A 21957-nucleotide genomic window follows, 5' to 3' on the forward strand; every position below is an offset into this window, starting at 1 on the left:
TCTATATGAAAGTTAATGCAGTACTTTACGTTTTTACATGAAACATAGCCACTATAAATCGGATACTATTTTGTCTGTGTTGCTACAAGTAACACAGTGCGATTTTGTGCGGGTAACTGAAACCAACGTAAACGGCGATAAGCGAAGTGAGTTTGGAATATATGAAGATAAATTTCAAAAGTTTACTCATGCTTTAGATCAATTCGTAGCAGAAAAAACTTACATTTTTAATAACTATGAATTTAGTTTTTGTATATTTAATTCCCATCATTTACACATAGATTGTTGTGCTCACGAATTTGACAAAATAACTGACGCAGACGGTGAAGAGGCCAATAGCACCACCAACAAAGTACTTCAAAATAGAAAATCACATTATAGTGAGTCGCAAATCAGCAAGCATTTTTCTATTGATTTGATGAACAAGACAGGCCTACCGGCCACTTTGTTTAAGTTGGCAAACCCAGAAAGCGATAACACCGACATTAATAACGCAGAAGGAACCCAACTATTGTTGTCGACCTTGTGTGCAACGATAGAAAGCCTCCAGCTGATTAATCAATACGAAAAATACACCCGCGATAGCCTAACAAATTTGCAATCACGTTCATCTTTGCAGGGTGAAATTGATGAACAAATATCGCATTCGGGTATTGCTTTGTGCTTAGTGCATTGCAACGACTTCCAACAAGTTAATCGAAAATTTGGCCAAGAACAAGGCGATTTAGTTTTGCATGAAATTGCAGCTATTCTTGAGAAACACACTCGCGCTGAAGATATCTCAGGAAGATTTGGTGGTGCATTATTTGGTGTTGCGACTAAAGCTTCCGAAATAAGCGATGGGATGCATATTGCCAGTAAACTGCAAAACGCCTTGCATAGTAAACCATATTTGAAAAATTCGGTTCGTTTAACATTTAATGTGGGTATTTCTTTTGTCAGCCAACAAGAAGCAGCACTAGACAATAATGTCAGTTCAAGTATTTTGATTAACCGCGCTGAACAAGCGCTCAAAGCGGCTCAAAATGCCGAAAAACCAAGTATTGTGCAATGGGAGCCTGATAAATTTAGATTAGACGAACAAGAGTTTAATTATTTAGGAGGTATATTTACGCCCGATAATGTCACTAATTATCGAAATATGCTGTTACTATGGGACATCTCTTCTATTATCGCTGACGAACATTCATTTCCTCCTTTATTGAAAAGCGTGATTGAACGACTTGCTTATACCTTTGAGTTTACTTATGCCGGTATTATTTGTAGCAAAGGAGAACAAATTTCTGATCATGGTTTTAAATTAGACCAAAACACCGAAATCAGCAATTTAGACTGGAATGAATGTGAATACCGCGAACCACTGCGCGAAGCCGCCGAAAATGCCATTAAAAACTCGCAACACACAGAGCATGAAGAAAACCAATTTAAATCACTTATTATACCTTTAGGTACTGAAGCTGATGAATGCTTTTTTATCATGGGTGAGAGTGACCGACTCGATTTAACTCACGATTCGATTATGCTATTTGTTGGTTTTGCACGGCAAATCGGTAAGGCACTAAAACGCAGTCAACTAGAAGACGAGCTCAACAAAAAATTAGAACGACAAAACGCTAAATTGGCAAAAGAACTGACCGAACTTAAGGCTGGGATTAAATCTAGTGCGCTAGTGTATCGTTCTTTACAAATGCGCAAAATAGTCGAATTAACTCAGCGTGCAGCACAAACTGATACGACGGTATTAGTCACTGGAGAAAGCGGTACAGGAAAAGAAAAGTTAATGCATGCAATACATCGACTAGGTGATAGAAGCGAACGTCCATTAATTATTGTCGACTGTGGTTCTATTCCCGAAACCTTAATTGAGTCTGAGTTGTTTGGACACACTAAGGGCGCTTTTACCGGCGCACAAAGCGATAGTAAAGGAAAAATTCAAGCCGCTAATGGTGGCATATTAGTGTTGGACGAAATAGGCGAATTACCGCTCTCTATGCAACCCAAATTACTTCGATTTGTGCAAGAAAAAAACTATACACCCGTTGGTAGCAACACGCCTATTGATGTGGATGTCAAGATAGTTGCAGTCACTAACCGCGACCTAGCAAAAGAAGTAAGCCTGGGGAACTTTCGTAAAGATTTGTATTATCGACTAAATGTTGTTGCATTGCATAACCCGCCCTTACGCGAAAGAAAGGAAGATATTGATTTACTATCTAAACATTTTTTGAGTAAGTTTTCGCAGCAGTTTGATATTGGTAATAAGTTTCTTAGTCCTCAAACGATAGGCTTAATGCAGACTTATAGTTGGCCAGGTAATGTCAGAGAATTAGAAAATGCGCTTATGCAAGCTAGTTTGTTAACTATACAAGACGAGATTACTTTCAATGACCTCAATTTAGATATAGATAATAATGCCGTTAATAATGAAACTCATATGACACAAGCAAATTCAAATGAAGTATTGCCCATAAATGGACAGGCATCTGATATTCATATAAACCATTTAAATGGACAGGCACCTGATATTCATATAAACGCTCATGATTTAGCTGAACTAAGATCTGATGTTAATATTCATACGCAAGAAAATACTGAGTCTGAGCACTTTATTACGGTCAATCCAACATGGGAACGCCAATATAAACAAAAATTAGACGCACTCGTTGCTGCATTGAACCCAGGGCATGCCTTAGAAATTGCAATTGGCAATGCAGTTGAGAATGCACTTCTACATGAAGCATTTGCAATGTGTAAATCAGCTAATAAAACAGCACTTTTACTACAAATCCCTGTCAGTACAGCACGTCGACGTTTAATGAAACCGCGAATTAATATTGGTGCAATTGAACATTCATCACAGTGGCAAAATGTGTTGGCGCTGTTAAAGCAAATTGTTCGTGGCGACTTTTATGTTAAAGAACCCATGGAAGTGATTCGTTTGATAACGGCAAGTAGAATTCTTTCAGCTTATAGTAGCAATATGACCTTAGCTTCTCAGCTAATGGGAGTAAGCGAACCTACTATGTATAAATTACGTAAAAATCTATCTTATTTAGGGCTTTAAATAGAATATCCTCTTTTTTACTTACTTAGTTTTCGAAGGAGTTATCTTTCTTAGGTTTTGATTTTTGGCTGCGGCGTCGCAGTACTTTGACATCTTTTTCTTTGATAGCTTTGTCTAAATTAACAACCAAAGAATTAAGCGTACTAAATGGCAATTCTTTTTCTATTTGCACAATCCCTGTCCACGTATTCCTACCTGCTTCTTTCGACTTATAGAGCGCTTTGTCAGCTAAAAGATGAACTTGGTCCCATGACAAAGATTGCGGCGCATGATGACTAAATGGGAAAAGTGCAAAACCAAGTGAGCTAGATAGATGGAATTTATTGGGTAATCCAACATCAAATCCATGTTCAGCAATGGCTATTCTTATTCGTTCGGCAAGGGTTTGCGCTTCGTTTAGATTATCAACCTCAGCGACTACCATGTATTCATCTCCACCCCAGCGAATGACAATATCATGTTCACGACATTCTCTTTTTAATATATTAGCCACTTGAATAATGACTTTGTCACCAGCATAGTGACCATAGTTATCATTGATGGGCTTAAATCCATCAAGGTCAAACATTAGTGCCATCAAACGGGGGCCTGATTCTGAGGTAAGCGAACTTTCAATAAGGTTCTGCCCGAATCTTCGCGATATCTCATCAATGCGAGGGATAATTACTTCCGATAAATGTCGGCGGTTATGCAAGCCAGTTAGCTGATCTGTAATACTGATATGAAGCAGTTTTTCATTCACTTCCCTTAACTCGGCTGTGCGTTCTTGAACGCTGTGCTCTAATTCTATTTGATATTGCTTTTGCATTACTTCTTTTTGGTGAAAATAACAACGAATTCGCCAACCAAAAATAACTGTCACTAAGAAATAAATAGTATAGGCCCACCACGATAACCATGGCGCTGGATGCACTATTAGTTCGATACTGGTGCCTTGATTATTCCAAATTCCATCACTGTTAGACGCGACCACCTTAAAAGTATATGTGCCTGACGGTAAATTAGTATAGGTCGCTCTGCGCACATCACGAATTTCAACCCATTCTGTATCAAAACCCTCAAGTTTGTATTTGTAGTTATTGTTTAAAGGAGACGCAAAATCTAATGCAGCAAACTCAAAACCTATCAGGTAGTCTGTATGACGAATCTCTATCGCTTGGCTTTTTTGGTTTATTGACTCACTGACCGAAAAGACTTTGTTAAGACGTTGGAAGTGTGTCAGTTCTATGGGCGGTGGTGTGGGGTTTGGCTTTACTTCCGCCGGGTTAAAACGAGTTACACCTTCATTTCCGCCAAAATATAAATATCCGTTTTCATCTTTATGATATGAGCCAGAATTAAACTCGTTATCTTGAATCCCTTGTGAAACCGTATAGTTGACGATCTCCTTTGTCTCTCTATTTATCTTTGCTAAGGCTTTATTGGTACTGGCCCATAAAAAGCCTTCTTCGTCTTCCAACACGCCATATACAACATTGCTTGGCATACCATTTCCAGTGTGCAGTTTTTCAAAAGTAATTCGGCCACTGTCGAGGTTATAGGCGCTGAGTAAATTTAGCCCGCCACCTTGCGTGCCCACCCAAATATTTCTATTTGAATCTTCATGTATGGTCAGGATAGAGTTGGCACCAAGACTATCAGGGTCATCTAAGCGCCGCTGCATTCTAAACGCCGTTTCTGTTTTTGGTACAAATACGTTTAATCCAGCATCCCACGTACCGACCCATAACTTACCATCGAAACTTTCGTGTAAGGTCATCACTTTATTGCTACTAAGTGTGCTGATATCATCAGCATCAAATTTATATCGGGTAAAATTATCAGTCTTTCTATTGTAGCGATTTAAACCACCATTAAAGGTGCCAAACCATATTGTTCCGTCGGTTCCTTTAATAATAGACGTTATACCGTTTGCACCAATACTATTTTCATCAGCATTATCGTATCTGTAATGGGTGAATAGATTTTCTATTGGATTATATTTGGTCGCCCCTGAAATTCTGTAACCAAACCAAATTTCGTCGTCATTCACTTTCAACATTGACATGACTTTGTCGTCAATCAGTCCAGCTTGAGTGTCTGTTTGAAGGGGTAACTTTGAAACTTCTGAAGTACTCAAATCGACAATATCCAAGCCTGCATCATTACCAACAAACATCTTGCCCGCGTGCGTGCCAATCATAGTGGTAATATTTGATGATAATGAGTTAGCTTTCCCATCCGCTTTAAAATAGTGGTCGAATTGCGTTGTTCGAGTATTCCACTTATTCAAGCCATCAAAGGTTCCAACCCAAAATACATCAGTATTATCTAAGAATACACTCCATATCCTAGAGTCTGTTAAACCTGCTTTACCTTGCACATTCTTTTGGAGTAGCTGAAACTTTTCAGTGCCTACTTTTTTATAGTGTAGGCCGTTTCGTGTCCCTATCCACAATGTTTGCATGGCATCTTGACCAATCGCGTTAAGGGAATCATCCTCAAACCCTGCCACCATTTGAATCATATCTTCAAAATTTTCTAATTTTGGGCCTTTTAAATCGAAGCGATAGAGGCCTTGTTTAAATGTGCCTATCCACAAAACTTGTTCATGATCAATATACAAAGAACGAATACCTGAAGTTATGCCTTCATCTTTCGTATTGAAGTCTGGGATAACCACACTCACTTGTTCTGTTTTAATATTGAATTTTAATAAGCCATTTCGATCAGTACCAAGCCACAAATTACCTGCAAAATCTTCAATGAGTGTCCAGATGTCGGTATGAGAGCCATCTAATAAGGGGAAATTAAATTGCTTAAAATTATTCTCTTCGGGAATAAATTTATTTAAACCTTTTTTGGTCGCGACCCACATGGTGTTATTAGAATCACGCAATACCGCACGCACTTCTTTGTCATTAATTGAACTACGAGTGCCATTAGCTAAGTAACGAGTAAACTTGTTTGTTTTGTGGTCAAGAACACTTACGCCGTTTCGGGTGCCTGTCCAAATATTGCCATTTGCATCTTCTGCAATAGATTTTATCCACGGGGATGAGATAGATGTAGGGTCATTAAACTGAGTAATGTAGGCTGTAAAACCGATGCCGTCGTATTTATTCAGGCCTTCTTGTGTACCAAACCATAGAAACCCGCGCGAATCTTGGAAGATATCAATCACTGACTGCTGCGATAATCCGTTGGTAGTGCTTATTTTTTCAAACCGAATATTATCGGCAGAACCCATCAGCCATGGACTTAAAAATGCCAAGCACACAAAAAATAATATTTTTGTCGTTTGAATGGGTTTATGCAACAACACGTTTATTTTCATGCGGCCAGTTCTGTGTCTTGATTAATACAGGTTATCGTCACTAAAATAAATTTCTCCAATAAAAAAGCCATCAAATGATGGCTTTTTGTTTAGCTTTTTCAACGTGTCTTTAATCTACCCAACTAGACTCATCTACCACTACTTCGATATTAGGGTCAACTGGCTCAGGGTTAAGGTCAGTGCTTTGTAGGTCCATAGTTTCATTACCCCAATGAGTGCCCTGTAAACCCATGATTTCGTTACCCCAATGAGTACCAAGTAAACCCATCACTTCGTTACCCCAATGGGTACCTTGTAAACCCATGGTCTCGTTACCCCAATGAGTACCTTGTAAACCCATCACTTCATTGCCCCAATGAGTACCTTGCAAATTCATTGCTTCGTTGCCCCAGTGGCTTGCTTGCAGACCCATGGTTTCGTTACCCCAGTGAGTGCCTTGTAGTCCCATAGACTCATTACCCCAATGAGTCCCTTCAACAAACACTTTGCCATTACCAAGGTCAATGTAAAATTCGCCATCATCATCGACTCTAGCTGGACCTGCAAAGTGTTGCGTGCCTAATAAGTCCTGATGAATATCCAAGCCGTTGTTGGCGCATCCGGTCGCGTCACTCATTACAGCCTTGTACGCATCCACCATTCCTGCTCCTTGCGCAAATGGGCTGTAAGTCATCATTTCGCCATCATGTGCTAATTGAGCTGAGCTGATAATACGACATTTGACATCGTCTGCTGAGAGATACGGGTTTTCTGACAATACCAGTGCCGCAATACCTGACACCAAAGCAGCCGCTTGTGATGTGCCCGATACTACCGAGTAATTCTCACCCCATAAGCTTTTGCGCAATAGTTTCACAAGGAATCGCTCATCCATTTTAGTCTCTATTCCTGTTCCATATGCAACTACTTCCGGTTTGATAAACCCTTCAATAGTTGGCCCTTTTGCTGAGAACGACGCAATACGGTCATCTGTATAATCAAGTGGTGTATCGTTGTCGGATGCGGCTCCAACAGTCAAGGCATATGGGTTATTCCCAGGTACTGTGATACCCATTTCTTTGCCGTTATTTCCTGCTGAAACAACAACTACGACACCTGCATCCCATAAGCGCATTACTGCTTGGTTAATTGGGTCTTGCCAATAGTGGCTAACCGCATCAGCTCCTAAAGACATATTTACAACCCGGATTTTATATCTATATCTATTCTCGAATACCCAGTTCAATGCGTCTAAAACCTTTGAATAACTTGACTCACCGTTTTGGTCAAACGCTTTTACAGGTAGTATTGTCACGTCTGGTGCAATGCCATTATGTGTCCCCTTACGGTCGATAATACTGCTCCCAATAATTCCTGCTACGTGAGTACCATGACCATTTTTGTCATCGTTCCAACGGAAATTTTTACGACCACGCATAGCGTCGTATTTTACAGGAATACGCGGACGTGAAGCGCTGTCTCTGAATAGGAAGCGGCCGATAGCCCCCCCAAGGTTAGCACTACTATCGATAACAGCAACCGTTATACCGCGGCCTTTAATACCCATCTCATGCAAAGATTTGGCGTTTGATTGTTCAACGATATCGTTATTAATCACAAACTCTTTTAAGAGTTTCTTTGTCTGGCCTTTGTTTAAAATACTATTATTCATTGTCATCACAGTGCGGTCATCTTGTACAGTGACACTGCCGAGTGCTCTTATTTTTTCAGCCTGACTAGGAGTTAACATCGCACTCACAGCGTTGATGATGGGAAATTCTCGGCTTACGTCACCCCCTACTTGCGTAACGACTTTATTTAATCGTTGAGCGCTTGAACCTTGCAAAATGTATGATTTTGTTTCAATCTCATTGCCCCAATGGTTTTCTGCTTCCTGCTCAGGTCCTATGTGACCTTTGCTGGCAAAGTATATCGCTCCGCCAATAAAGCTTATCAAGAGAACGATAAGGGTGTTATTAAAAGCTTTCATTTTACTACCTCTGAATGTAAGCACAGTGAGCACTTTACTGCGAATGTATCCAACTAAAGCACCAACTGTGCCAACATTCTTATTTTTTTATCTTATTGTTTTTTATGGATATTTTTTTGATTAATTTAAAATTAAAAAATGAACAAAGAATTGAACAGCTTAAATAAATAATTGAACTCCATTTCTTTAAATTGATTAAATAAATGAACAAGTAGCGATATTAATGAATAGCACGCTAATTGCGTGACTGCAGAATATAAAATATATGTTAATTAAGGGTCATTGAATGTTCAGTTAAATATTAATTGACCGATATTAGAAATGGGATGTCAGGCAGCCATTTAATGCTTGGTTGTCATCACAACAAATACAGGAACCGGATCTATTTCAAATCTATATTGTAAAGGTTGTTATGCAGAGCAAACGTGTTCAAATATTAATTCTGTTGCTAATAATTAGCGTTATATATTCACTTTTAAGTGTTTTTTTAGTTAATGACCAAACTGACAAAAATTCATTTAGAGAGAGTGTTAGCTCAGAAGATAGAAAACCCATAAAAGATGATGGGAATCATTTGAATGGCGCAGACATGCTGACTAAAAAAAACACCCAGAAACTAAACTCAATTTCTGAACAACCAACAACCATTAATACTGAACTTGAACTTCCAAAACAATTTTTATTGGTGGGTACTCGATTAAAGACTGATTCAAACACTGAGCAAAGTATGGTTTTGTTGTCTTACGTAGGTGATTTGCATCAATACTTTGAAAATGATTTCTTGTTGAATACCGATATGCAGCTCGCAATGGTGTATGAAAGCAAAATAGATATTAGTTTCAAAGACCGTATTTTTACTATTGCTTTGAGCCCCCCAAATTTGTTAGCGCCTGATTTCAGAGAGGCGGAAAAATCTTATTCAGACTTTTTAGAAATGACCCCAGAGGAAATAGGCAGTCGCCCTCGAATACTTGAACATTTAATTATATTAACGCCTACTCCCTATATTGCCGATGGTCAGCTTATTTACCCAGGTTTAAATCCAGCGCTTTTTCAACAAGCGGGTTTTAAAGAAGATGATGTTTTAAAAACAATCAATGGTAAAAGTGTGACTATTGAGGCTGAGTTAGATGACATAAAAAAAGAGATGCTAAATGCCAGTACACTCGTATTTGAAGTGATGCGGAAAGGCCGAATGATCACACTCTATTTGGATATCCCCTCTGAAGCGTTGGAGATTAAACGCTAAGGCAGTCTTTTGACATAAAAAAACCGAGCTAGATCCTGAAATCTAACCCGGTTTACATTGCCCAAACACTCATCACAGGCAAAAACTAGCGAGTTCGAGTGATAACAATTCTAGCCGTTGGGTTATCAAACTTATCACTTTGATTTAAGACTGAAGTAGATAGGCCTTCTAAGCTTGAATCATTTGCATTAGCAGACGTAACAACACCAGCATGAATGCGTACTGCATTAACTAGGTCGTCTCGTGCAGCATCAAAGCCAGCAGCATCACCGCCACCGCCTGCTGCACTAGCTGCTGGACCAGGCATTGTAGCAGCGGTCTCGGTGTTTGCTTCAGTGCCGGAGTCCCATGCTGGAGCAATGAAGGACATACTTGCACCAACTTCCATATTGCTTATATCTTTGCTATTGATGCCAGCAAAGGCGTCATTGGTGTCAACTAACATGGTAGCCACTGATAGACGCACATTGTCTAGGTCGAGTTCAGGTACTAATACCGTTACTACCTGTGTAGTCTGGCCCGGTCCATTAATACCTGAACTTGGTTGTGCATCCAAAAACTGAATGGCGTCTTGAGCTTCGCTAATCAACATCATAGGCGAGCCTCCTTCTGCTAAGTTTTCAAGTCCCAAGGAAGCGGGAGTGCCCGACATAAAGGCGTTATATCCGGGTTCATGCACAATGATGGCAGACGGTGCCATTGGCTGGCCATGGGTTAAATTGGTCACCGTGACATTAAAAGCACCAAAGCCACCACTCGGACCTTGTGGGCCCTGTGCACCTTGACTACCATCGTCTCCATCACCCCCTTGCGGACCCGCAGGCCCAGCAGGACCTTGTATACCCTGTGGACCTGTTGCTCCGTCTTCACCATCATCGCCACTACAGGCACTGAGTATTACAGCAATAACTGCCACGCTTAATATTTTTAAGGTTGAATTTTTCATAGGACTCTCCTAGCTTATGATGCAGGAACAACAATAGTCACTTTAGCGACCGGGTTTAACCATCTATGCACAGTTGAGTCTAAATCGCTTGCACCAGCGGTAGCGGAAGTATCGCCTAGTGTATTACGATGAATATGCACAGGCCCATCAGTACCATCAACGACTTCGGTTGCTGAACCTAAGGCAGTGCCGTCTTGATCAAAGCCTACTTGAACTGCCACACCCATACCACCTGTGCCCATACTCGGTGCAATTGGATCCGCACCAGCGCCTGCAACACCTGGTAGAGCATAACCACCCAGTGCACCACCCCCAACAGCAGTTATATCAGTGCGTGTACTGTTTAACTCGTCATTTAATTCAGTCCCCGCATCGTACGCATTCAAATAGTAAGTGTAAGTCCCAGGCTCTGTTGGGATTTCGATACTATCTAAGCCCACAAAAGCATCGTTGGTGGGAATCAACATCGACGCAATAGATAAGTATGGTTTATCCATAGTGTCGAAAGGATAAGAGACTGTGCTAGCTGGCGCTGCCAATCCACCAAACCTATGCCAAGTATTATTACCATTATCTGTATCGGTTGGTCCCAGTAAGGCCTCAAAATTTTGCCCTGACGATGCTGCATTCTGTGCATCATCTATTACACCTGCTTCAGCTAGCCATGCTAATGCTGACGAAGCCGTTTGACCCACTTCAAATACATCAACATCAGCGTTATGTGCAACTACCAAACGAGGAGTAAAATAATTGGCTTGAGTTAAATTAGTTACGCTAATTTGTAGTTCAACAGCCTGAGATGCTGAAGTTGCAGCGAGGGTTAATAACGTGGCAGCCGCCACTTTAGTAAATTTCATCATAGTTTCTCTCTGATCATATTGGTTTAATGCGAGTGCTAACTAAACTAGTTACCACTCGCTGTGAATGACTGAGAGGAATACTAAATGGGACTTATAACTAAAGTGTCACAAGCGTTTAACAAAATAACGACCATTTGATGTCGATTTTTAATTTGCTGGCATCATTCAGACCTTATAGTCATTGCCATCGGGTGTGGTAAATTCACGCGTGCAAGGGAATTCAATTTGAACATCGCTAATTCCTGCTAATGTTTGTATTTCGCGTCGCGTATCCCGATTGAATATTAGTTCAACGTGCAAATTATCTTCTTGTAACAAAATAGAACAAGGTGATTCTTTACTGCCATTAAAAGCAACAAATTGACGTGGATGCTCAAACCCACAATGACTACCGTCGTCAAAAAATGCCATAATGTGGCGATAATAAACAAGGTATTGCTTTACTTCTTTGTGGGAGCGTTGTTGCAAAGGAAATCTAGCGTCAAGCATTTGAAACACAGCCGATTGATTTTCAAATATATCAAAGGCACTATGCCACTTTTCATCGGCCATGGCTAAGACATGCGTACTTGTAAAATTTAATTCTTGAGATTGTATAGTTGCTACTTTCAATGCTGGCATGTTCATAATAATTCTCCACTATCTCTATGTTGTATATCAATACTTGACTAGATTATTTAATAAGCTTTTTTATTTCAGTCTTGTTCATGAAAGGCACTTAACAGAAATAAAATCCCTTACCGATTAACTGAAATTAATTCTAGCTTAATAACATGAAGAATTTCACAATAAGAATTTTACATAGTAAATTTTACAAAAAGCGAGGGCACTAAAAGCTTTCATGTATGGCGATAGAGAAGCTGTATCTTCTCTGTAAGGAAGGTATTGAAACAAAAAAGGCGCTGATTTTACAACCAGCGCCTTTTGTTAACTACCGAAAGAATCGCTTAAAGCGCTGCTTTCTCAAGTACGTCTACAAGCATCCAAGTCTTAGACTTAGACAAAGGACGACATTCAGTTACAGAAACTAAATCGCCCTCTTGGCAAACGTTTGCTTCGTCGTGAGCGTGTAATTTAGTAGAACGTTTGATAAATTTCCCATAAATTGGGTGCTTAACCGTTCTCTCAATCATAACAGTAATGGTTTTATCCATTTTGTTACTTACCACACGACCTTGGACTGTACGAATTGCTTTTTCAGACATCTTATTCTCCAGCTTTCTGCGTCATAATGGTTTTTACACGTGCGATGCTACGACGTACTGTTTTAAGTTGGTCAGTTTGTTGGAGTTGACCAGTAGAGTGCTGCATACGCAAATTAAACTGCTCACGAAGCAAGCTAGTTAACTCAGTATTCAACTCTTCTACACTTTTCTCTCTCAGTTCAGTCGTATTCATTACATCACCGTCCGAGTTACAAAGGTTGTTTTAAATGGCAATTTAGCAGCTGCTAAAGCAAAAGCTTCACGCGCTAATTCCTCAGGCACACCTTCCATCTCGTATAAAACGCGACCAGGCTGGATTTGGCATACCCAATATTCCACATTACCCTTACCTTTACCTTGACGAACTTCAAGAGGCTTTTGAGTAATTGGCTTATCAGGAAACACGCGGATCCAGATTTTACCTTGACGTTTTACATGACGAGTCATGGCACGACGTGCGGCTTCGATTTGGCGAGCAGTCATACGACCACGACCAATCGATTTAAGGCCATAGGTGCCGAAACTTACTTTACCACCGGCAATAGCAAGTCCACGGTTACGACCTTTATGCATTTTACGAAATTTCGTACGCTTTGGTTGTAACATGATTAGCCCTCTCGCTTAGCGTTACGGCCTTTCTTCTTAGGTGCTGGTGCTGGTTGTTCTTGCGTAGTTGGCAAGCCACCCAACACTTCACCTTTGAAGATCCAAACCTTAACACCAATAATTCCATATTGCGTTAAAGCTTCAGATGTTGCGTAATCAATGTCAGCACGGAAAGTGTGCAAAGGTACACGACCTTCACGATACCACTCGCCACGTGCGATTTCAGCACCACCTAAACGACCACTAACTTCTACCTTGATACCTAAAGCGCCTAAGCGCATTGCGTTTTGAACGGCGCGCTTCATAGCACGACGGAACATAACACGACGCTCTAACTGGCTAGAGATTGAATCCCCAACAAGCTGTGCATCTAATTCAGGTTTACGAACTTCGGCAATATTGACTTGAGCTTGCACGCCGGCTAGCTTAGTAATGTGATTACGCAATTTCTCTACGTCTTCACCTTTTTTACCGATTACAACACCAGGTCGGGCAGTGTGTACAGTTACACGTATGCTTTTTGCTGGACGTTCGATCACGATTTTCGAAAGTGATGCATTCTTAAGTTCTTTTGTCAGATACTGACGAACTTGATGGTCACTATATAAATTGTCGGCATACTCTGCTGTATTAGCGTACCAGGTTGATGTCCATGGTTTGCTGATACCCAGGCGTATACCGGTAGGATGAACCTTCTGTCCCATTATCTACTCCTAGTTATCCGCCACAACCACAGTGATGTGACTGCTACGCTTAAAAATACGATCAGCACGGCCTTTAGCTCGTGTCTTAATACGCTTCATAGTTGGGCCTTCATCAACAAAAACTTTTGATACTGACAATTCATCAATATCTGCGCCTTCGTTGTTTTCGGCATTAGCGATGGCTGATTCAAGAACTTTCTTGACTAGCGCAGCGCTTTTCTTCGGGCTGTAAGATAACACTTCAAGTGCTTTCTCAACATGTAACCCGCGGATTTGATCTGCTACCAAACGTGCTTTTTGAGCCGACGTACGAGCATGACGATGTTTAGCTAGTGCTTCCATTTTCAGTCTCCTTAACGTTTGGCTTTCTTATCTGCGACATGGCCGCGATAAGTGCGCGTTGGAGCAAATTCGCCCAACTTATGGCCAACCATTTCGTCACTGACATAAACAGGAACGTGCTGGCGACCGTTATGGACTGCAATGGTTAACCCAATCATATCTGGGATAATCATAGAACGACGTGACCAAGTCTTAATTGGTTTTTTGTCGCCTTTTTCCACTGCAGCTTCTACCTTCTTCAGCAAGTGGAGGTCAATAAAAGGACCTTTCTTGAGAGAACGTGGCATGGTGAATCCTCGCTTTTACTTGTTTCGACGACGTACGATAAGTTTATCGGTACGCTTGTTACTTCGGGTTTTCTTACCTTTAGTAGGAACACCCCAAGGAGATACTGGATGACGACCACCAGATGTACGACCTTCACCACCACCGTGTGGGTGATCAACTGGGTTCATGGCAACACCACGAACAGTTGGGCGAATTCCGCGCCAGCGATTAGCACCGGCTTTACCTAGTGAACGAAGCATGTGCTCAGAGTTACCTACTTCACCGATAGTTGCACGGCAGTCAGCTAACACTTTGCGCACTTCACCCGAGCGTAAACGTAAAGTCACATATGTACCTTCGCGCGCCAAGATTTGTGCGTACGCACCAGCAGAGCGTGCAATTTGTGCACCCTTGCCAGGCTTCATTTCGATCGCATGTACTGTTGAACCCACAGGAATGTTACGCATAGGCATAGCATTTCCGGCTTTTATAGGTGCACCAGAACCAGATTGTATTTCGTCACCCGATTTAGCGCCTTTCGGAGCCAAAATGTAGCGACGTTCACCGTCTGCATAAAGCACAAGTGCAATATTTGAAGAACGGTTTGGATCATATTCTAAACGCTCAATTTTGGCTGGTATGCCATCTTTATTACGTTTAAAGTCAATAATACGGTAATGATGCTTATGCCCACCACCAATATGACGAACTGTGATACGTCCTCTGTTATTACGACCACCGCTTTTGCTATTTTTTTCTAGCAATGCTGCGTGTGGTGCACCTTTATGAAGGTCAGGGTTAACAACCTGTACAACATGACGACGACCAGCAGAAGTAGGTTTAGCTTTTAATAATGGCATCTCAAATCCCCTTATTCAGCCGCACCGACGAAGTCGATGTCTTGACCTTCTTTAAGCATTACATATGCTTTTTTCCAGTCGCTGCGTTTTCCGAAAGATTGACCATGACGCTTAACTTTACCTTTTACATTTACAGTACGTACGCCTTCCACTTCCACTTCAAACAATTTTTCAACTGCAGCAGCGATTTCAGCTTTATTCGCATCTTTAAGTACTTTAAATACAAAAGTGTTATTCGTCTCAGTCGCCATAGTAGACTTTTCTGAAACATGAGGTGCTAAAAGCACTTTTAGTAAACGTTGTTCGTTCATGCTAATGCCTCCTCAAGTTGCTTAACAGCGTCAGCAGTGATCAACACTTTTTCAAACGCGATTAAACTTACAGGGTCGATGCCTTGAACGTCACGAACGTCTACTTTGTACAAATTGCGAGAAGCTAAGAACAAGTTCTCATCTACTTCGCCTGTTACAATTAACACGTCTTTTAGTTCAAGTTCATTTAGTTTGCCAAGAAGTTCTTTCGTTTTTGGTGCGTCAACACCAAACTTCTCAACTACCACTAAACGTTCTTGACGTACCAACTCAGATAGGATGCTTTTAATGGCTCCACGGTACATCTTTTTATTTACTTTTTGATCAAAGTCACGAGGCTTAGCAGCAAACGCACGACCACCGCCAACCCAGATTGGGCTACGAATAGTACCAGCACGAGCGCGGCCTGTTCCTTTTTGACGCCATGGCTTCTTACCACCACCACGTACTTCTGATCTTGTTTTTTGTGCTTTAGTACCTTGACGAGCTCCGGCACCGAAAGCAACAACCACTTGGTGTACAAGCGCTTCGTTAAATTCTAGACCAAAAGTGGCGTCTGATACTTCAAGAGCGCCTTTGGCGTCTTTCAATGATAATTCCATCAGTTCACTCCCAGTTACGCTTTAATAGCTGGCTTTACGATTACATCGCTGCCAGTTGCGCCAGGTACAGTACCTTTGATTAATAAAAGGTTGTTCTCAGCATCTACACGTACTAACTCCAAAGACTGGGTAGTCACGCGCTTGTTACCAAGCTGACCGGCCATTTTTTTGCCTTTGAATACTTTACCAGGTGATTGGTTTTGCCCAATTGAACCTGGTGCACGGTGAGAAATTGAGTTACCGTGAGTCATGCGTTGTGAACTAAAGTTCCAACGCTTGATAGCACCAGCAAAACCTTTACCTTTTGATGTGCCTACGACATCAACTTTTTTAGTATCGTTGAAGACTTCAACAGTGATTTCACTGCCCACTTCAATATCGCTACCTTCGTCATCTGCAAGGCGGAATTCCCACAAACCTCGTCCAGCTTCTACGCCAGCTTTAGCAAAGTGACCTGCTGAAGCTTTGTTGACGCGATTTGCTTTTTTGGTGCCTGCGGTAACTTGTAGTGCACGATAACCGTCGGTGTCGTCAGTACGTAACTGAGTAACGCGGTTAGGGGTCGCTTCGATAACAGTCACAGGAATAGATACGCCGTCTTCTGTGAAGACACGAGTCATTCCTACTTTACGACCGATAAGACCAATCGACATTGTTATTACCCTCTATTTATATTAGCTCAAGCTGAATATCAACTCAGCCTGTATTAGCCAAGGCTGATTTGAACATCAACGCCTGCTGCTAAATCCAATCTCATCAAAGCATCAACTGTTTTATCAGTTGGTTCAATGATATCTACTAAACGCTTGTGTGTGCGGATTTCGTACTGATCACGCGCGTCTTTGTTTACGTGCGGAGAAATCAGCACAGTGTAACGCTCTTTGCGAGTAGGCAATGGGATAGGACCACTAACCTGCGCGCCGGTGCGCTTAGCTGTTTCAACGATTTCCGCAGTAGACTGATCGATCAATTTATGATCAAACGCTTTCAAACGAATACGAATTCTTTGATTTGGCATCGATTAAGCTCCAATCGAAAGAACAAAAAAATTCACCTTTTCAGACCCTTTATTGCTTTTCTAAAAAGCTGGGTGAAAAGATGTGCGTAAACCAATAACCTCTTATTGAGGTCCTGTTCATATGTTGATGTGGTTTTTCAGACTCTGAGAGTCTTGTTAACCTAGTCTCTATTTAAAGAAGCTTTCGCTTATTGACCTAAATAAACACCCATCAAACTCTGTTGCTCTGCTAGTAATTTCATACAGCGTGAGTAACAGTGGGCGCGAATTATACATTTATTAGTGTTTATGACAAGTCTTTTTCGAAAATAAGTGAATTAAATAAGCAGTGCGGAAAACTCTGTATTGGTGTACAGCTTAAAAAAAAATTTTAAAAAAGGTAAATTTGCACAGCAATGCATGACAGATATAAGTGAACCCTGCTGATTCAAATTTAGAATGGAATATTCTGTCACGTATTTAATGTAAATGCCGATAACACGTCATAGGAATGCATTAACTAAAGTCATTGATCATAAGTTTTAGGAACAAGAGGTTTTTCATTATTAATGTTTGACAGCACCCAACAAGCAGAATTATTGCAAACTTTGCAACGATTATTGGACAAATATCCAAGTCTTTTGGATGCGTATCAACAACTCGAACCTTTATTACTAAAAATATTTAATGCACAAAGAATGTCTATCTTCCAGCGGCGTTCTCAACAACAAGATTTGGTCGCACGTTTTAAAACAGGCAAAGAAGTTAAAGAAATCAAAGTCGCTATCAGCCCTCAATCAATAGCGGGCTACGTTGCCATGGCTCAACAGCCTTTGATTATTAACGACCCTTATGATGACGAAGTACTACAAAGTATTCACTTCCGACTGCGATTTGACAAAAAATTTGACAAGAGTAGCCAATTTAAAACCGAAAGTATTCTCTGCATTCCGGTAATGAATGCAGGTGTATTGATGGGTGTTATGCAAATCATCAATAAGGCACCCAGTGGCTTTAATGATAATGACCAGGAATTAGCAATGGAAATTGCTGACATACTGGGTGACAAGTTTAGGTATGAATTAGGTGGCACTAGTAACCCATTTGACCATTTAGTATTGAAGGGCTTAACCACTGATAAAGTAATAGAAGAACTTACTCGCGACATCCCCTTAAAACAGACAATACAAAGGCTTATTTCAGAACACCGACTAGCAGAAGCGGACATTGGACAAGCACTATCAATGCATTATCAAGTGCCTTATATTCCATATATGCCCGATAATTACCATCTTTATCAAAACGACGCTAAGATGAATTTATCTTATCTAAAACGTAATTTTGTTGCGGTTGTTGCAGATGTACGAGAAAATCCAATTGTATTGATGGCAGAGCCAAATAACGCATCATTATTGATGGAAATTGAAAGCGCTTTAGGTATCGATAGCTATGAAATCGCAGTGAGTCTGCCCACTCAAATTCTGCAGTTTCTTGGAGAAACCAATGCAGGTGCCGGTCCGGGCGAAATGGATGAAATACTGGACGAAATTGGCACCAGTTCAGAAGAAGACGACGATCCTACCGATGATTTAGCCGAAGATGCTCCGGCCGTTGTTAGGTTAGTCAGTCGTGTTTTGCACGACGCCAAAAGAATGAACGCCTCAGATATTCATATTGACCCAGAAAAAGGTGCGCCCACTCGTGTCCGAATGAGAGTTGATGGCGTAGTCAGAGACGTCACTCAAGTCCCCGCTTCACATCACAGTGCAGTTATCGCTCGCATCAAAATTATGTCGAGCCTAAATATTGCTGAAAAACGTGTTCCTCAAGATGGTAAATTATCATTTAAAATGTCAGGTCAAACTGTTGAAGTGCGTGTCGCAACCATTCCTACCGTAGCCGGTGAAGGAGTGGTTATGCGCATATTGGCTACTGGTGGTGCAATGCCAATAGAAAAAATGAATTTATCACCTAGAAACATTGGCATGCTAGAAGACATGATAAAACGTCCTCATGGTATCTTACTAGTAGTTGGTCCAACAGGCTCAGGCAAAACCACAACGCTACATGCTGTATTGGGTTATCTAAATACGCCAGACAAGAAAATTTGGACAGCCGAAGATCCCGTAGAAATTACTCAACCAGGATTGCAACAAGTGCAAGTCGCGCCAAAAATAGGCTTTACTTTTGCTAATGCTTTAAGGGCTTTCTTGAGGGCTGATCCCGACATCATTCTAATTGGTGAGATGCGAGATAAAGAAACGGCCCATGCAGGTATTGAAGCTTCCCTCACGGGTCATTTAGTGCTTTCAACTCTGCATACTAACTCCGCCCCTGAAACCATTACTCGTTTATTAGACCTAGGTCTTGATCCGGTGAATTTTTCTGACGCATGTGTCGGTATATTAGCGCAAAGATTGATCAGAACACTTTGCCCTAAATGCAAACAGAAACAAGCAGCAAGCGATAAAGAAAAAGCGTTTATTAAACGTCAATACGGTGAGGCTCACTTTGCCGAATTGGAACTGGGTGATGACATTCAAATATATCGTGCTGTTGGATGCGACGAATGCGGTGATACCGGTTACCGTGGTCGAACCGGTGTGCATGAGTTATTGAGCATGACACCAAATTTAAGAAGTTTGGTATACAAAGAATCATCGGTGAACGCAATGAAAGCACAAGCAAGTGAAGATGGCATGCGCACACTAGTGCAAGACGGTATTCTTAAGGTGCTCAAGGGCGACACTGATATCGCTCAAATACAAGTTCTTGGTGGGCACGACTAGACTCTGAAATAGCGCAGATTAGCCCACTTTTTTTGCCAACATCGAAGGTGCGAAGCCAAATTCAGCTCTAAAACACTGAGTAAAATATGACGGCGAACTGAAACCTGTATCAAATGCAACAAAGGTGACTCTTTCGCCATCCAGTATTTTTTGTTTGGCTTTATTCAATCGGTACTTTCTTAAATACTCTGTAAAATTCATATTCGTGTATTTCGATATTTTACGCGCTAAGGTTTTCTCACTCATAGACATGAGTCTTGAAGCATCCGGCCTTGCAAATGACTCATCTGCATAATGCTCTTCCAACACCACTAAAAAGCGATTTAAAAACAACTTTTGATCTGCGGGCTCAAATTTTCCTTCTTCAATGTTATCAGCAATGGCGTTTACTAGCGTCTCTTCAACGTATAAATCAAGCCTCTCTTTTTGTGCAATTAAACTAGCTAAACTTTTTCTTAATAGCTCTGGTACGACAGGCTTTTCGAGCAGGCAGAGCGGAGCCATCACCACAGAACTCAACATCGCAGTATGTTCACTTGCGCTGCCAAGAATCAAAATCGGAATATCTATTTTGTCCGAACGACTCTGTAATAAAACGCCTATATGTTTGGCTTGTCGTTCACCTAAATCAGTATCAATTATTAAACATTTAGTTTTGTTATTATCGGGTGAAGAAATAGCAGCCTCTAAGGTTGTATAACATGCCACGTTATAAGCTTCGTTTAGATTTGTAGTAACACTCTGACGCATCAAACTATTTTTTGTCACAAGGGTAATTTGCTGGGAAAAGTTGGGTGGTTCAGCAAGCTTATTTTCGCTGTCAGGTATTCGGTAATTTGGGCTCAAATTTTCATTTACCCGTTTATTACTGTTATATTTTTTTGGTAAACCCGAAGTTGATTGCGATGATTTGCTTGTTATTATGACAGGTAAGCTGATGGTAACAGTGGTCCCAAATCTTTTAGCACTGCGAATATAAAATAATCCACCTACCATTTTTGATTTAGTATAAATAACATATAAATTAATCAAATCAGTATAGTCGCTGGCGCGCTTATACATTCCTCGCATTGTGCCTTCATCACCTCTAAAAATGTCAGTTACACTAGCCGACACTCCTTTTCCGTTATCTTGGACAGTAAAAAAGAAATGATTAGCTTCAACTTTGACAACAATTTTAATATCAACGCCTGAGTAGTTGTGTTTAATCGCATTTATCAGCATCTCTTTACTAGCCTCGATTAACCATGCGAGAGACATAGGAAGTTCCCCCTCATTTGGCAAACTAATATCAATCTTGAAATGATTGTCAGGGTAAAGTTTGGCAATGTTATTTAAGTCTTGACTAAGTAAAATAGCGAGTGAGTTTATGCAACATTTTTCGGTTGCGATATTCAGTTTGTCTTGTTTAACGGTTTTGTTTTGAAGGGATTTTTTTTCATTCTTAACGGGACTAACCTGAGCTTGCCTACCTATTTGGCTTTGATGCATGATACGTTCAGTGATTATCCTAAGTTGATGGATATTTTGCCTTAATGGCGTTTGCATAATTGAGTGATATTTTTCTTTATCACATAGTACATATTGCGAGTTGATGAGTTCTTTTATGCTCTTTTTAAGATCAAAGGCAATTGCTTGTAATTGTTCTTTCTGCCGATTTGCATCACATGAATGATGTTTAATTTGCTCTTGTAATTGGCAACGCAAGCTCAATCCAGCAAATTTTTTATAAAGAATAAGGCCTGTAAACAATCCACCAAGACAAAATACTAATAAAAATTGCATACACACAAGTAGCCATTCAGGCCATGCAGACAGCCAAGCAATGCCGTTTGCTAAATCCATAACTATTCCTTTAATACATCAAGCG

Annotated in this window: 20 protein-coding genes; 3 read left to right on the top strand and 17 right to left on the bottom strand. The window is 40.8% G+C overall.

Annotation, left to right across the window (positions count from 1 at the left end):
* Positions 1 to 37 precede the first annotated feature (37 nt).
* A complete protein-coding gene (locus RM552_RS12220; RefSeq protein ID WP_311369135.1) occupies positions 38 to 3064 on the top strand; it encodes a sigma 54-interacting transcriptional regulator in 3027 nt (1008 codons plus the stop codon).
* Positions 3065 to 3089: 25 nt separating this feature from the next.
* Here RM552_RS12220 and RM552_RS12225 read toward each other — a convergent pair whose 3' ends face one another.
* Both RM552_RS12225 and RM552_RS12230 read right to left on the bottom strand, forming a co-directional pair.
* A complete protein-coding gene (locus RM552_RS12225) occupies positions 3090 to 6380 on the bottom strand; it encodes a ligand-binding sensor domain-containing protein (protein ID WP_311369136.1) in 3291 nt (1096 codons plus the stop codon).
* Positions 6381 to 6489: 109 nt separating this feature from the next.
* Positions 6490 to 8349: a S8 family peptidase gene (locus RM552_RS12230; protein ID WP_311369137.1), complete on the bottom strand. Its 1860-nt coding sequence runs from the start codon at positions 8347 to 8349 to the stop codon at positions 6490 to 6492.
* Between the two features lie 412 nt (positions 8350 to 8761).
* Here RM552_RS12230 and RM552_RS12235 point away from each other — a divergent pair, with 412 nt between their 5' ends.
* On the top strand, positions 8762 to 9598 hold the full coding sequence (locus RM552_RS12235; protein WP_311369138.1) for a hypothetical protein: 837 nt from the start codon (positions 8762 to 8764) through the stop codon (positions 9596 to 9598).
* Positions 9599 to 9683: 85 nt separating this feature from the next.
* Here the strand turns inward: RM552_RS12235 and RM552_RS12240 are convergent, their stop codons facing one another.
* The 14 genes from RM552_RS12240 to rpsJ form a co-directional block, all read right to left on the bottom strand.
* Entirely contained in the window at positions 9684 to 10544 is an 861-nt protein-coding gene (locus tag RM552_RS12240; RefSeq protein WP_311369139.1) for a spondin domain-containing protein, read from the bottom strand.
* 14 nt (positions 10545 to 10558) lie between these two features.
* Positions 10559 to 11404, bottom strand: coding sequence for a spondin domain-containing protein (locus RM552_RS12245; RefSeq protein WP_432277215.1), 846 nt, complete (start codon positions 11402 to 11404; stop codon positions 10559 to 10561).
* A 165-nt stretch (positions 11405 to 11569) separates the two neighbouring features.
* On the bottom strand, positions 11570 to 12031 hold the full coding sequence (locus RM552_RS12250) for an aldolase/citrate lyase/malate synthase family protein (protein WP_311369140.1): 462 nt from the start codon (positions 12029 to 12031) through the stop codon (positions 11570 to 11572).
* Between the two features lie 320 nt (positions 12032 to 12351).
* A complete protein-coding gene (gene rpsQ / locus RM552_RS12255; RefSeq protein WP_311369141.1) occupies positions 12352 to 12609 on the bottom strand; it encodes a 30S ribosomal protein S17 in 258 nt (85 codons plus the stop codon).
* A gap of 1 nt (position 12610) precedes the next feature.
* On the bottom strand, positions 12611 to 12802 hold the full coding sequence (gene rpmC / locus RM552_RS12260; RefSeq protein ID WP_311369142.1) for a 50S ribosomal protein L29: 192 nt from the start codon (positions 12800 to 12802) through the stop codon (positions 12611 to 12613).
* Complete coding sequence (gene rplP / locus RM552_RS12265; protein ID WP_311369143.1) at positions 12802 to 13215, bottom strand: 50S ribosomal protein L16; 414 nt, start codon at positions 13213 to 13215, stop codon at positions 12802 to 12804. The genes rpmC and rplP overlap by 1 nt, the downstream gene beginning before the upstream one ends.
* Positions 13216 to 13217: 2 nt before the next feature.
* Entirely contained in the window at positions 13218 to 13919 is a 702-nt protein-coding gene (rpsC, locus tag RM552_RS12270) for a 30S ribosomal protein S3 (RefSeq protein WP_311369144.1), read from the bottom strand.
* A gap of 9 nt (positions 13920 to 13928) precedes the next feature.
* The gene (rplV, locus tag RM552_RS12275) at positions 13929 to 14261 is read right to left on the bottom strand and encodes a 50S ribosomal protein L22 (protein WP_311369145.1); all 333 of its coding nucleotides are present in this window, start codon (positions 14259 to 14261) and stop codon (positions 13929 to 13931) included.
* 11 nt (positions 14262 to 14272) lie between these two features.
* Positions 14273 to 14548 carry a 30S ribosomal protein S19 gene (gene rpsS / locus RM552_RS12280; RefSeq protein ID WP_284218686.1) on the bottom strand — a complete coding sequence of 92 codons (276 nt, stop codon included), beginning with the start codon at positions 14546 to 14548 and terminating at the stop codon, positions 14273 to 14275.
* A 15-nt stretch (positions 14549 to 14563) separates the two neighbouring features.
* Positions 14564 to 15388 (bottom strand): 50S ribosomal protein L2, encoded by an 825-nt coding sequence (gene rplB, locus RM552_RS12285; RefSeq protein WP_311369146.1) that lies wholly within the window; start codon positions 15386 to 15388, stop codon positions 14564 to 14566.
* Positions 15389 to 15399: 11 nt separating this feature from the next.
* On the bottom strand, positions 15400 to 15699 hold the full coding sequence (gene rplW / locus RM552_RS12290) for a 50S ribosomal protein L23 (RefSeq protein ID WP_311369147.1): 300 nt from the start codon (positions 15697 to 15699) through the stop codon (positions 15400 to 15402).
* Positions 15696 to 16301, bottom strand: a complete 606-nt coding sequence (gene rplD / locus RM552_RS12295) for a 50S ribosomal protein L4 (protein WP_311369148.1) — start codon at positions 16299 to 16301, stop codon at positions 15696 to 15698. Before rplD ends, rplW begins: the two co-directional genes overlap by 4 nt.
* A 14-nt stretch (positions 16302 to 16315) precedes the next feature.
* Entirely contained in the window at positions 16316 to 16954 is a 639-nt protein-coding gene (rplC, locus tag RM552_RS12300; protein ID WP_311369149.1) for a 50S ribosomal protein L3, read from the bottom strand.
* Positions 16955 to 17007: 53 nt separating this feature from the next.
* Positions 17008 to 17319 carry a 30S ribosomal protein S10 gene (gene rpsJ, locus RM552_RS12305; protein WP_010179497.1) on the bottom strand — a complete coding sequence of 104 codons (312 nt, stop codon included), beginning with the start codon at positions 17317 to 17319 and terminating at the stop codon, positions 17008 to 17010.
* Positions 17320 to 17867: 548 nt separating this feature from the next.
* Here rpsJ and RM552_RS12310 point away from each other — a divergent pair.
* Positions 17868 to 20087, top strand: coding sequence for a GspE/PulE family protein (locus RM552_RS12310; RefSeq protein ID WP_311369150.1), 2220 nt, complete (start codon positions 17868 to 17870; stop codon positions 20085 to 20087).
* A gap of 18 nt (positions 20088 to 20105) precedes the next feature.
* On the opposite strand, the gene RM552_RS12315 is transcribed toward RM552_RS12310, so the two are convergent.
* Entirely contained in the window at positions 20106 to 21932 is a 1827-nt protein-coding gene (locus RM552_RS12315; RefSeq protein ID WP_311369151.1) for a helix-turn-helix domain-containing protein, read from the bottom strand.
* Positions 21933 to 21957 lie beyond the last annotated feature (25 nt).

The organism is Glaciecola petra (assembly GCF_031846345.1).
Lineage (GTDB): Bacteria > Pseudomonadota > Gammaproteobacteria > Enterobacterales > Alteromonadaceae > Glaciecola > Glaciecola petra.